13 protein-coding genes are annotated in these 12,801 nt (G+C 63.0%); 4 read left to right on the top strand and 9 right to left on the bottom strand.

The window, feature by feature from the left end:
- Positions 1 to 8: 8 nt before the first annotated feature.
- The 9 genes from AC13F2_RS14740 to radC all read right to left on the bottom strand — a co-directional run bounded on the left by AC13F2_RS14740 (position 9) and on the right by radC (position 8,378).
- Positions 9 to 1,301, bottom strand: a complete 1,293-nt coding sequence (locus AC13F2_RS14740) for a bifunctional folylpolyglutamate synthase/dihydrofolate synthase (RefSeq protein ID WP_482965646.1) — start codon at positions 1,299 to 1,301, stop codon at positions 9 to 11.
- A gap of 8 nt (positions 1,302 to 1,309) precedes the next feature.
- Positions 1,310 to 2,158 carry an acetyl-CoA carboxylase, carboxyltransferase subunit beta gene (gene accD, locus AC13F2_RS14735; RefSeq protein ID WP_103023608.1) on the bottom strand — a complete coding sequence of 283 codons (849 nt, stop codon included), beginning with the start codon at positions 2,156 to 2,158 and terminating at the stop codon, positions 1,310 to 1,312.
- A 121-nt stretch (positions 2,159 to 2,279) separates the two neighbouring features.
- Entirely contained in the window at positions 2,280 to 3,068 is a 789-nt protein-coding gene (gene trpA, locus AC13F2_RS14730; RefSeq protein ID WP_196845949.1) for a tryptophan synthase subunit alpha, read from the bottom strand.
- 232 nt (positions 3,069 to 3,300) lie between these two features.
- Entirely contained in the window at positions 3,301 to 4,515 is a 1,215-nt protein-coding gene (gene trpB, locus AC13F2_RS14725; RefSeq protein WP_196845950.1) for a tryptophan synthase subunit beta, read from the bottom strand.
- The gene (locus tag AC13F2_RS14720; RefSeq protein ID WP_482965645.1) at positions 4,512 to 5,153 is read right to left on the bottom strand and encodes a phosphoribosylanthranilate isomerase; all 642 of its coding nucleotides are present in this window, start codon (positions 5,151 to 5,153) and stop codon (positions 4,512 to 4,514) included. The genes trpB and AC13F2_RS14720 overlap by 4 nt, the downstream gene beginning before the upstream one ends.
- Positions 5,154 to 5,164: 11 nt before the next feature.
- Positions 5,165 to 5,839 (bottom strand): orotidine-5'-phosphate decarboxylase, encoded by a 675-nt coding sequence (gene pyrF / locus AC13F2_RS14715; protein ID WP_397490863.1) that lies wholly within the window; start codon positions 5,837 to 5,839, stop codon positions 5,165 to 5,167.
- The gene (locus AC13F2_RS14710; protein ID WP_475211846.1) at positions 5,839 to 6,195 is read right to left on the bottom strand and encodes a DUF1049 domain-containing protein; all 357 of its coding nucleotides are present in this window, start codon (positions 6,193 to 6,195) and stop codon (positions 5,839 to 5,841) included. Before AC13F2_RS14710 ends, pyrF begins: the two co-directional genes overlap by 1 nt.
- A 56-nt stretch (positions 6,196 to 6,251) precedes the next feature.
- Positions 6,252 to 7,562 carry an adenylosuccinate lyase gene (purB, locus tag AC13F2_RS14705; protein ID WP_482965644.1) on the bottom strand — a complete coding sequence of 437 codons (1,311 nt, stop codon included), beginning with the start codon at positions 7,560 to 7,562 and terminating at the stop codon, positions 6,252 to 6,254.
- 105 nt (positions 7,563 to 7,667) lie between these two features.
- Positions 7,668 to 8,378 (bottom strand): RadC family protein, encoded by a 711-nt coding sequence (gene radC, locus AC13F2_RS14700; protein ID WP_375246675.1) that lies wholly within the window; start codon positions 8,376 to 8,378, stop codon positions 7,668 to 7,670.
- 59 nt (positions 8,379 to 8,437) lie between these two features.
- Here radC and AC13F2_RS14695 point away from each other — a divergent pair, with 59 nt between their 5' ends.
- The 4 genes from AC13F2_RS14695 (at position 8,438) to AC13F2_RS14680 (ending at position 12,775) form a co-directional block, all read left to right on the top strand.
- A complete protein-coding gene (locus AC13F2_RS14695) occupies positions 8,438 to 11,665 on the top strand; it encodes an intermembrane phospholipid transport protein YdbH family protein (RefSeq protein ID WP_482965643.1) in 3,228 nt (1,075 codons plus the stop codon).
- A gap of 32 nt (positions 11,666 to 11,697) precedes the next feature.
- Positions 11,698 to 11,865 (top strand): YnbE family lipoprotein, encoded by a 168-nt coding sequence (locus tag AC13F2_RS14690; RefSeq protein WP_369828432.1) that lies wholly within the window; start codon positions 11,698 to 11,700, stop codon positions 11,863 to 11,865.
- A gap of 8 nt (positions 11,866 to 11,873) precedes the next feature.
- The gene (locus tag AC13F2_RS14685) at positions 11,874 to 12,266 is read left to right on the top strand and encodes a YdbL family probable chaperone protein (protein WP_221598516.1); all 393 of its coding nucleotides are present in this window, start codon (positions 11,874 to 11,876) and stop codon (positions 12,264 to 12,266) included.
- A gap of 188 nt (positions 12,267 to 12,454) precedes the next feature.
- On the top strand, positions 12,455 to 12,775 hold the full coding sequence (locus AC13F2_RS14680; RefSeq protein ID WP_103023617.1) for an AtpZ/AtpI family protein: 321 nt from the start codon (positions 12,455 to 12,457) through the stop codon (positions 12,773 to 12,775).
- Positions 12,776 to 12,801 lie beyond the last annotated feature (26 nt).

Genomic DNA, 12,801 nt, shown 5'->3' with positions numbered 1-12,801 from the left:
CGGGCGATCTAGTCGGGTAGCTCGCCGTTCTGCCGGAGAACGTCCCCGGCGAGATAGAGCGATCCGGCGATCAGCACCGGCAGACCGTCTTCGGGCAGGCTGGCGAGAGCCGCCGCGACATCGCTTTGCGCCGCCGCATGGTCGCCAAAGGCTTCAGGCGGATGCCAGTCATGGCCCGGCACGGCAACGGCGGAAATGCTGGCCAGGCTATCCGCCAGCGGCGTGATGATGGCCGCGGGATCCTTGCTTTCCAGCATGCCGATGATGAGATGCAGGCGTCGGCCCGAAAAGTGCCTGCCCAACATGCGGCCCGCATCGGCATTGTGCCCGCCATCCAGCCAGACTTCGCGCTGACCGGCCAGCGGACCCGCCAAAAGGCGCTGAAGGCGCGCTGGCCAGCGCGCCTGGCCCATCCCGCGAGCGATGGCCCCGGGCGTGATCCGGAGCTTGTCCTGATGGCGAAGCATGGCCACGGCCAGCGAGGCATTCAGCGCCTGATGATCGCCGGGCAATGCGGGGCGGGGCAGGTTCAGGCTGCCGCGCCGGTCGCGATAGCTGAGGCCGAGGCCGATTTCGACGTCCCAGTCGTAATCGAGCAGCGCCAGCTGCGCTTTTGCCCGCTCCGCAGCGGTCTGGATCTGGGCGCGTGCATCGGCTGGATAGGACAGGCAGACGAGTGGAACCCCCGGTTTTACGATGCCAGCCTTTTCGAAGGCAATGCGCGCGATAGGCTCCGTCGGAGCGCCTTCTTCCGGGGTGAGCAGGAAGCGTTCGTGATCGATGCCGAGCGATGCGATGCCGCAGGCGGCGACGCTTTCGGGTTCCAGAACATTGGTCGCATCGAAGCGTCCGCCCAGGCCGACTTCCACGACGCAGGCATCGGCGGGGACGCGGGCGAATTCGGAGAATGCTGCGGCGATCGTGACTTCGAAAAAGCTGGGGCTGAGATCTTTGCCTGCATCGAGCACTTCGGCGAGCAGTTCGGCCAGCCGGTCGTCATCGATCAGAGTTCCTGCGAGGCGAATGCGTTCGTTATACCGCACAAGGTGCGGGCTCGTAGTAACATGGACCGTATGTCCCTGCTCCTCGAGCATTGCGCGCAGGAAGGCGCAGGTCGACCCCTTGCCGTTGGTTCCGGCGACATGGAAGATGGGCGGGAGGCGGTGGTGCGGATTGCCGAGCCTGTCCAGCAGCGCGCGGATCGTATCGAGACCAAGCCTGCCTTCTGGAATGGACAGCGCGGCCAGCCGGTCGAGCTGTCGCTGCACTGCCGGACTGTCAGAGCGGGCGAAGTCCCGCATGCCGTGCCTCAGGCAGCCTTGGCCGGGGTGAGGTAATCGAGCAGCGTCGCCAGCGTTGCTTTGAGGTCGCGGCGATGGACCACCATGTCCACCATGCCATGCTTGTGCAGATATTCGGCGCGCTGGAAGCCATCGGGCAACTGCTCGCGGATCGTGTCCTGAATGACGCGCTGCCCGGCAAAGCCGATCAGTGCGCCCGGTTCGGCAATATGGATATCGCCGAGCATGGCGTAGCTAGCCGTCACGCCGCCGGTAGTCGGATCGGTCAGCACCACGATATAGGGCAAGCCAGCTTCCTTCAGGCGGCGCGTCATCACGGTCGCTTTGGGCATTTGCATGAGCGAGAGAATGCCTTCCTGCATGCGGGCGCCTCCAGCAGCGGTGACGACGATATAAGGGCAGCGCCGGGTCAGCGCGCGTTCCGCACCCTGGCAGAAGGCGGTGCCTACGGCCATGCCCATGGAGCCACCCATGAAGCCGAAATCCTGCACCCCGACCACCGCGGGCTTGCCATCGATCGCACCCGAGCCAACGAGGAAGGCGTCCTTGTGCGGGCTCTTGGCGCGCGCCTTCTTCAGGCGGTCGGTGTATTTTGCCGTGTCGCGGAACTTGAGAGGATCTTCCTTCACATCGGGGATCGGAAGAACTTCGAAGCCTTCGTCCATCAACTGGCGCAGGCGTTCGTCCGCGCCGATGCGACCATGGTGATCGCAACGCGGGCAGACATAGGCATTGTCTTCATATTCCTGCGCGAACACCATCTGCTGACAGCTGGGGCATTTGACCCACAGATCCTTGTCGGTGCTGCGCTTGGACAGCGAGGTGATCGAATTGCGGACGCGGGTGAACCAGTTCATAGTTGAAGCCTATAGTCCTGTTGCAGCAAAGCTCAAATAGTCGGCAGAATACCTAGGAAAATCAAATTGCTCTTTGCCGGGCGGGCTGATCGTCTCCGGGTGGAAGAGCGGTCGGACCCGCTCAGCGGGCCGAACGAACAGCGCCGGCGAGCTTCGATGTCAGTTCGCGCAGGCGGGCCGGAGCATCGGCGCCATGTTCTGCCACGAGTTCGACCAGCGCCGAGCCCACCACGACGCCATCTGCCACGCGCGCGATTTCGCCGGCCTGTTCGGGTGTGCGGACGCCGAAGCCGACAGCGACCGGAATGTCGGTGGCCTGCTTGATCCGGGCGACATTGGCTTCGATCGATTCAATCGCTGCCTGCTGCATGCCGGTGATGCCTGCGACCGCGACGTAATAGAGAAAGCCTTCGGAACCTTCGACCACGGCGGGAAGGCGGCGGTCGTCGGTTGTCGGTGTGGCGAGGCGGATGGGGGCGATCCCGGCATCGCGCAGGGACGGGCCGAGCGCATCGTCTTCTTCGGGCGGGATATCGACGCAGATCACGCCATCGACGCCCGCGTTCATGGCGGCAGAGGCGAACCATTCCGGTCCGCGCCGGACCATCGGATTGGCATAGCCCATCAGCACCAGCGGAACGTCGGGATGGCGCTGGCGAAAGCCGCTTGCGATCGAGAGGACATCGGCCGTGGTGGTGCCTTTGCCGAGCGAGCGGATATTCGCCGCCTGGATGGCCGGCCCATCGGCCATGGGATCGGTAAAGGGCATGCCGAGTTCGATCACGTCCGCGCCGCCATCGACCAGCGCGTCGAGATTGGCGGCGGTGTCGCCGTCACCGGCGGTCAGAAAGCAGACCAGCGCAGGGTGAGGCTTGGCGAAGGCAGCGGAGAGGCGATTCGAGGCGTTCATGGTGTCAGGTTCGTTCATCTAGCTTGGCAGAAGTCTGAGACATGGACCGGGTGTTACACAGTCCAAGGGAGAAAAAACTGGCTGGCGCCATCAGGGCGTATCCGGGTTTGCACTGCAAGGAACGATTAGGCGTCATCAAAGCCCCATCGCATGAATGCAGTCGTGTAGGACAGCCTGCATGAGTGGGTATGCGTAAACCAGCACGAGGCACCTCCATCGTTCGGAGCGAGGGCTAGATCTCAACTCCGAGCTTTTCCGCCACGGTGAAGATGTCCTTATCGCCGCGGCCACAGAGGTTGGCGAGGATCACGCTGTCCTTGGGCATGGTCTTGGCACGCTTGGCGACTGCTGCGATGGCATGGCTGGGCTCGAGCGCGGGAATGATGCCCTCGGTCCGGCAGAGGAGCTGGAAAGCATCCAGCGCCTCGTCATCGGTGATGGCGGTGTATTCGACGCGTTCCATGTCTTTCAGCCAGGCATGTTCGGGGCCGATGCCGGGATAATCGAGACCCGCGCTGATCGAGTGGCCTTCGGTGATCTGGCCGTCATCGTCCTGCAGCAGGTAGGTCTTGTTGCCGTGGAGCACGCCGGGGAACCCACCAAGCAGCGATGCTGCATGCTGATCCCCGTCGAGGCCGTAACCCGCCGCTTCGACGCCGAGCATCTTTACATCCGGATCGTCGAGGAAGGGGTGGAACAGCCCGAGCGCATTGGAGCCGCCGCCGATGGCTGCCACCAGCAAGTCGGGCAGGCGATCGATGCGCGAGAGCATCTGTGCGCGCGCTTCCTTGCCGATCACGCTCTGAAAATCGCGCACCATTTCCGGATAGGGATGGGGGCCGGCAGCCGTGCCGATTATGTAGAAGGTGTCGTGGACATTCGCGACCCAGTCGCGCAGCCCTTCGTTCATGGCGTCCTTGAGCGTTGCCGCGCCGCTGGTGACGGGCACGACTTCGGCGCCCAGCAGCTTCATGCGGAACACATTGGGCTGCTGACGGGCCACGTCGGTCGCGCCCATATAGATGACGCAAGGCAGGCCGAAGCGTGCGCAGACGGTAGCCGTGGCGACGCCGTGCTGGCCGGCGCCGGTTTCGGCGATAATGCGGGTCTTGCCCATGCGCATGGCGAGCAGGATCTGCCCGATGCAATTGTTGATCTTGTGCGCGCCGGTGTGATTGAGCTCGTCGCGCTTGAACCAGACCTGCGCGCCGCCGAGCGCCTCTGTCAGCCGTTCCGCGAAATAGAGCGGGGAGGGACGGCCGACATAGTGTTCGAGCAAATCGTCGAACTGAGCCTTAAAGCTCGAGTCAGCTTGAGCTTTGCGATATTCGCGTTCGAGATCGAGGATCAGCGGCATCAGCGTTTCGGCGACATAACGGCCGCCGTAATCGCCAAAGTGGCCACGTTCATCGGGCTGATTGCGGAAGGAGTTTGCGTGTTCGGTCATACAGACCGCGCCGCTTTGCAGAAGGCGGCAATCTTGTCCATGTCCTTCACACCCGGAGCGCTTTCCACGCCGCTGGACGTATCCACCAGCGGGGCACCGGTTGCGGCGATCGCACCCGCGACATTGGTGGGCGACAAACCGCCGGCAAGACCCCAGGGCAGCGACATGCTGATGCCGGAAAGAAGGCCCCAGTCGAAGCGTAGCCCCATCCCACCGGGGAGCTGAGCGTCCTTCGGCGTCTTGGCGTCGAACAGGATGAAGTCAGCCGCGTCGGTATAAGCCTGAGCCCTGACGACATCGCTGGCGGTGGCCACCGGGATCACTTTCCAGACAGGGAGATCGAACTGCGCCCTGACCGCGGCGCTGCGCGCGGGAGATTCGCCGCCATGCAACTGCACCGCGTCGAGTTTCGCGGCCGATATGGCATCGCGCAGGGCGGCGTCGTCCGGATCGACGAACACGCCGACCTTGGAAATGCGCGGCCCGGCGCGCGCGGCGAGCGCCGATGCTTCGGCGAGGCCGAGGTGGCGAGGGCTGGGCGGAAAGAAATTGAAGCCGACGTGGTCAGCCTGCGCATCGAGGACAGCGTCGAGCGTTTCGGGCGTAGAAATCCCGCAGATCTTGATTGCGGCTGCCATGAAGCGCGCCGTTACAGCGTGGCTTCGATATCGCGCGCGGCCCGCGCAGGATCGTCCGCACGGCTGATCGGACGCCCGATCACCAGCACGCTGGCGCCGTGATCACGCGCCTGGCGCGGTGTGACGACGCGTTTCTGATCGCCGACCGCGCTTCCGGCAGGGCGCAGGCCGGGTACGACGAAGTAGCCGTCCCGCCACTGGTCATGGACCGCTTTCACTTCCTGCCCCGAACACACGATCCCGTCGAGGCCTGCATCGTTGGCAAGCTGTGCGAGACGCATGACCTGATCATGCGCGCTGCCTTCGATGCCGGTGCGTGCGAGATCGCGTTCGTCCATGCTGGTCAGCATGGTCACGGCGACGACCCTGGTATTTTCGCCAGCTGCAGCCTTGGCATCTTCCATCATCGCGCGGCCGCCGCCTGCATGAACGGTGACGATCGCCGGTTCGAGCACGTGGATCGCCTGCATGGCGCCTGCGACGGTATTGGGAATATCGTGCAGTTTGAGATCGAGAAAAATGGGCAGGCCGAGCTGCCCGATCATGTGCACGCCATGTGCGCCATGCGCACAGAAGAATTCCAGCCCGAGCTTGATCCCGCCGACGTGTCCCTTGACCTTGTTAACGAGGTCGATCCCGTCGTTCAGTTGCGGGACGTCGAGTGCGAGATAGATCGGATTGGACATCAGGGCTTCGTTGGTTCGGGATCGACCGGATTGGTAGACTGGGGTGCAAAATCGTCGCGTGGCGGCGATACCGGCGGGGTGGCCGTCGGTGTAGGGGTAGCGGCTGGCGCGGACATCTTGTGCGTGGCCGTTTCAAGCGCAGCTATCCGCCGCCTGGCGCGCCATGCGCTGGCGCGGTGGAGCAACCACATGGGTAATAGGCCCAGCAGGAAGGACACGATGACAAGCGCCGGCAGCTTGGTTTCCAGCACCAAGTTCGACCAGATTTGAACTTCGACCGATTTCCAGTTGAAGAAACTGAATGCCAGCAGCGAAAACAGCAGCAGGACCCAAACGATAGTACGTACGATCTGCATCGGGAGCTCCCCTAATTGGCTATGCAGGCCTTGCTAGGCTGCAAGCGCGCGCTCGTCTAGCCGAACACGCGTTCGAAGATCGTGTCGACATGCTTGAAGTGGTATTCGAGGTCGAACCGTTCTTCCAGCTGTTCGGCGCTGAGCGCTGCGGTGACTTCCTCGTCCTGCTTGAGCAGATCGAGCAGCATTAGCCTGCCGTCCGATTCCCAGACCTTCATCGCGTTACGCTGGACGAGGCGATAGGCATCTTCGCGGCTGACGCCGTTCTGGGTGAGGGCGAGCAAGACACGCTGCGAATGGATGAGGCCGCCCATGCGGTCCATGTTGGCCTGCATGCGTTCGGGATAGATCAGCAGCTTGTCGATCACGCCGGTGAGGCGGGCGAGGGCGAAATCGAGCGTGATGCAGGCATCCGGGCCAATGAAGCGTTCGACCGAGGAATGCGAAATATCGCGCTCGTGCCACAGGGCCACATTCTCGAGCGCGGGCAGGGCATAGGCGCGGATCATGCGGGCCTGACCTGTGAGGTTTTCGGTCAGGATCGGGTTGCGCTTGTGCGGCATGGCGCTCGATCCCTTCTGGCCGGGCGAGAAATATTCTTCCGCCTCGAGCACTTCGGTGCGCTGGAGATGCCGAATTTCGACCGCCAGCCGTTCGATAGACCCGGCGATGACGGCGAGCGTGGAAAAGAACATGGCATGCCGGTCGCGCGGGATGACCTGGGTCGACACGGGCTCGACCGACAAGCCGAGCTTTTCGGCGACATGTTCTTCGACCTGGGGATCGATATTGGCAAAGGTGCCGACCGCACCCGAGATGGCACAGGTGGCGATTTCTTCGCGCGCGGCGAGCAGGCGCCGGCGGCAGCGGTCGAATTCGGCGTAGGCCTGCGCCAGCTTGAGGCCGAAGGTCACCGGCTCGGCATGGATGCCGTGGCTGCGCCCGATGGTCGGTGTGTATTTGTGTTCTTCCGCACGGCGCTGGATTGCCGAAAGCAGCGCGTCGAGATCGGCCAGCAGAATATCGGCCGAGCGGGCAAGCTGTACAGCCAGCGTGGTGTCGAGGACATCGCTACTGGTCATGCCCTGGTGCATGAACCGCGCCTCCTCGCCCACGTTTTCCGCCACCCAGGTGAGAAAGGCGATCACGTCATGCTTGGTTACGGCCTCGATCGCGTCGATCGCTTCGACGTCGATTGTGGGGTTGGTGGCCCACCAGTCCCACAGGGCCTTGGCCGCGCTTGCCGGGACAACGCCGAGTTCGCCGAGCTTTTCGGTCGCATGCGCTTCGATTTCGAACCAGATGCGATATCTGGCTTCCGGCTCCCACAGGGCGGTCATTTCGGGGCGGGCGTAGCGGGGGACCATGGTGAACTCCGGAGTTGGCGGCTGTTTGCGCAGCGCGCTAGGCAAGGCGGCGGCCCGTGGCAAGGCGCAGGCGCACGCTTATTACGCTTCTTATAAGCGGATCGGTCAGATCAGACCTTTGGCACGCAGCGAGACGTGGCCACTGCGACCAACGATTACATGGTCGTGTACGGTAACGCCGAGCAGGCGACCGGCTTCTGCGATCCGGGCGGTGATGGCGATGTCCGCACGGCTTGGTTCGGGATTTCCGCTGGGATGATTATGCACGAGGATCAGCGCGGTTGCGCCGATGTCGAACGCCTTGCGGATGACTTCACGCGGGTGGATGGCCGCTTCATCGATCGACCCTTCGGCGAAGTGATGGTCGAGGATGAGGCGGTTTTGCGCGTTGAGATAAAGGACGCGCACCCGTTCGTGGTTGAGATGGGCCATATCGACAGCGAGATAGTCCAGCAGAGCCTGCCAGCTGCCCAGTACCGGTTTGTCCTGCACCGCCCCGCGCGCCATCCGCCTGGTCGCGAGGCTGACGGCATGAAGCGCGGCCACGCTCGCTTGGCCCATGCCCTTGACCTGCTTCAAAGCCTGCGGATCTGCAGCCAGAACAGCGGCGAAAGACCCGAATTGGGCGATCAGATTCTTGGCCAGCGGCTTGGTGTCGCCCTGCCTGATCGCTGCGAACAGGAGGAATTCGAGCAGCTCGTAATCGGCGAGCGCTTCGGGCCCGCCGGTAAGCAGTCGATCGCGCAGTCGAGCGCGATGACCGGCACCCGCATGGCCCGCCGAATTATTCGATTCCTCCGGCAACCATTCCCCCATGCACGGCGTTTCGACCACTTGCATTGCCTTTCACGGGCTGCTGGCGCAAGTGGGGTTCGATGGAGCGGGACGCTGACGACAATGCCATGGCGGAGGGCGCCGATTCCATCCGGCGCGCGAGATGGCGCCAGAAACGCTGGGCTATTCCGAGTGTTCTGCTTGCCCTGCTGATCGCTGCAGGGATCGCCGCATGGTTTTCGCGCGAAAGCATTGTCGACGATATTATTCGCGACCAGCTCGAAGCCAACAATATCCCCGCGACGTACACTATCGATCATGTGGGCGGCCAGACGCAGGAACTGTCAAACGTGGTCCTTGGCGATCCGGATGCGCCGGACTTTACCGCCAAGCGAATCATCGTGCAATTGCGCCACCGGCTGGGCGTGCCGGAGATCGGCAGCGTCACCCTGGTCGAGCCGCGTCTTTTCGGAACGTACCGTAATAACGAACTGAGCTTCGGCTCGCTCGACGCGCTGATATTTGCGCCGAGCGAGGGTCCGGGCGGGCTTCCCAATCTGAATGTCGCAATACGCGATGGACGTGGGCTGATCGAAACGGATTATGGCCCCGTCGGGCTAAAAATGGTCGGTTCGGGACTGGCCAGCCATGGCTGGGACGGGACGCTTGCTGCGATTGCGCCAAACCTTCGGCTGCCGGGCTGTGAGGCCGGTCGGACCAGCGCGTATGGAAAAATAACCAGCACGTCCGGCGAACCGAAATTCGTCGGCCCGGTGCGGCTCGCTTCTCTGAAATGCGAAGCGCAGGACCTCGATCTGGCCGAATACGAGATGAATCTGACCGTCGAGGCGGACAATCGCCTGCGCAATCCGTCGATCGAGGCACGGATCGAAGGCGGTGACACGCGGTTCGCGGAGAATTCTGCTGCGGCCATCATCGGCACGATTCGCGCGCAGATCCGCGACCAGTCGACCACCGCCCGCTTTTCACTGGCGGCCCGCGGTGTCGAAACGCCGCAGGCACTGGCGGCTGTGCTCACGGCAGATGGACAGCTACGCGCAAACGAAGGGTTCAAGCGCGTTCAGGTCGAGAGCAATCTTGAAGGCAATGGTCTACGGCTCGGCAGCGACCTGGTCGCGGCAGTCGAGGCGCTGGCGCAAACCGGCGATGGCACGCTGATCGCGCCGCTGACTCGCAAAATGGCGAATGCGTTGCAGGCCGAGACCCGCGGAAGCGCGCTATCCGCCGACCTGCGTATCAGGACAGAACCCGGCACCTATTCCCTGTTCGCGCCAAGGGCAGAACTGCGCGGCGGAAGCGGTGCGCGGCTGGTTTCCCTATCGCGCGTCGAAATCGCGTCCCGGGGCGGCGACACGCCGAGGATCGCAGGCAATATCGCGACCGGCGGCGCCGATATGCCGCGCATATCTGGCCGGATGGAGCGAGGCGAGGGCGACAGTTCGATTTTCCGCCTGGCGATGGAGCGGTACGAAGCAGACGATTCCGCCCTTGCCGTGCCGCAAATGACCATCGCCCAGCAAAGCGGCGGCGCCCTTGGATTTTCGGGCCGGGTTCTGGCAAGTGGCAAGCTGCCGGGCGGGGCGGCGACCAACTTGTTGTTGCCCGTCGACGGACGCTATGAGGGTGGGAACATCGCCTTGTGGCGCTCGTGCACGGATATCCGGTTCGACCGTCTCGAACTGGCCAATCTTTCATTCGAAAAGCGTGGGCTGACGCTGTGTCCTGCACGGGGCCGGGCAATCGTGAACGCGGGCGCTGACGGAATTCGCATAGCCGCGGGGGCGCCATCGCTCGATCTGCAGGGCCATCTCGGTGAAACCCCGATCCGACTTGCGTCGGGACCGGTCGGCTTTGCCTATCCCGGCGTCATGACGGCTCGTGAAATCGAAGTATCGCTGGGCCCTGTAGAGACGGCCAGCCGCTTCAACGTGTCTGGCCTGGAGGCGAGGTTCGGCGACGATATCGCAGGGACGTTCACGGATGCGGACGTGATGCTGGCGGCCGTGCCAATGGATCTGAACAAGGCCGAGGGGAACTGGCGTTTCGCCGACGGTCGGCTGACAATCAATGGTGCCGACTTCACATTGGTGGACCGCAATGCTTCGCCCCGGTTCGAGCCGCTGATCGCGCGCGATGCCAGGTTGATACTGATCGACAATGTCATCGCCGCGCAGGCACAATTGCGAAATCCCGCAAGCGACCGGCTGGTGACAACCGTGGACATTCGCCACGATTTGCAGAGCGGTACCGGTCGTGCCGATCTCGATGTTCCTGGGCTGCAGCTGGACGACGAGCTTCAGCCGGGCGAGATTTCCCGTCTTGCGCTGGGCGTCATCGCTAACACCAAAGGCATCGTGACCGGCACGGGCCGGATCGACTGGGCACCGAACGGCACCATCAAGAGCACGGGTAGCTTTTCGAGCGATGATCTGGATTTCGCCGCAGCGTTCGGGCCTGTCGAGGGCGCCAGTGGCACGATCGAGTTCGTCGATCTGCTGAATCTGACGACCGCACCGGGCCAGAAGATCCGTGTCGCATCGGTAAATCCCGGCGTGGAGGTCTTCGATGGCGAGGTCGAGTTTCAATTGCGCAATGGCGAGTTGCTGGCGGTTTCCGGGGGCAGTTGGCCCTTCATGGGCGGACAGCTGATCTTGCGCGATGTCGACCTCAATCTAGGGGTCAGCGAAGAGCGCCGTTACCTGTTCGAGATCGTCGGCCTGGATGCGGCCGTGTTCATGACGCAGATGGATCTCGAGAACATATCCGCCACCGGACTTTTCGACGGAACGGTGCCGATCGTGTTCGATGCCGCGGGCAACGGACGAATCGATACCGGCGTGCTGATATCCCGGCCGCCAGGGGGGAACATTTCCTATGTGGGCGATCTGACCTACGAGGATCTTTCGCCCATCGCGAACTTCGCCTTCGATGCACTGAAGAGCCTCGACTACACGCAGATGCGAGTGGTCATGGAAGGCCCCCTGACGGGCGAGATCGTTACGCGGGTGCGGTTCGACGGCGTGAGCCAGGGCAAGGGCGCCAAATCGAATTTCATTACGCGGCGACTAGCTGCACTGCCGCTGCAATTCCGTATCAACATCAAGGCGCAGTTCTACCAGCTGATGACCAGCCTGAAATCGCTGTACGATCCGGCCGCAGTACGCGATCCACGCGAACTGGGTCTGCTGTCCGACGACGGAACACGTTTCCTGAGGCGCTCGATCACTGGCGAGGAAGCGCCACCCGAAATCGGTCCGGACGACATCATTCCGGATGAACCCACCATTCAGGAGCAGGAAAGCGAGTGAGGGCTATGAACCATGCCAAATTGACCGGGAGGATGGCTGCCGCCATGCTTGTCACAGTCGCGCTCGGGGGATGCATAACGGTGAATGCGCCCGAAAAGCCGATCGTGATCGAGCTGAACGTCAACATCCGCCAGGAAGTAATCTATCGGCTCGCGGAGGATGCGGGCAATACGATAGAGGACAATGCGGATATCTTCTGATGGGTGACATGATGAACAAGATAACGAAATCGGTTCTCGCGGCAGCAGCCGTGGCTACGGCATTCGGTGGGTTCGCAGCGCCAGCTTTCGCGCAGCGCGACCCTGCCTATGCCGCTGCCCGCGCGGATGGCGAGATCGGCGAGAAGATGGATGGCTATCTCGGCATCGTGGGTGCGGAAACGCCCGCGCTGCGCAAGATCGTCAACGATATCAATATCAAGCGCCGAGCCGTTTATTCGGATCGGGCCAAGGCGAACAATGCGACGCTCGAGGAATATGCGCTGACGGCTGGTTGCCAGGCGATCCTGGCCACCAAGCCGGGCGAGAAATACCAGGCGCCGAACGGCAGCTGGGAAACCCGCGGTGCGGGCGCTCCGCAACGCGATCCGCGCTGCCCGTAGGATTCGGACCTCGCACTCTTTCACGGCCTCTTGCTCCAGATACGGGAGCGAGAGGCTTTTTTGCGACACGACGGCTCTTTCCGGACCTTCCTCGTGTTGACTCGCCACACCCCCCCTTCTAAGGGGGCGGCGCCCTTGGCGGGCAAGTCCCTGCGCGTGCCGCGCAACCCCCTTCAAAGGAGCAAGGCATGAGCGACGACAAACCCGCACGGGAACCAATCGAGGAGGACGCGCGGATCGATGCGCTGGAAAAGCGGCTTGCAGCCGCCCAGCAGCGCGAAGAACAGCGTAACCTTCCCAAGGCTTCCGGGGCCGATGCGAACTATCGCAGCGGTAACCGGGTTCTTGCGGATCTTCTCGGGGGGCTTCTTGGTGGTGCGGTCATCGGTTATGCCATCGGGTATTTCACGGGGACCAATCCATGGGGTCTGTTGGTCGGCCTGTTCCTCGGAATAGTGGTCGCCTTCAGGAACATTATCCGTGCGGCAAACCAGCGCCCCGAAGAATGATCCCGTCGTGGGGCTTCCGGGGCGTT

This window comes from Qipengyuania sp. L-5Y, from assembly GCF_056859455.1.
This window is presented reverse-complemented; position numbering and strand designations above follow the sequence as displayed.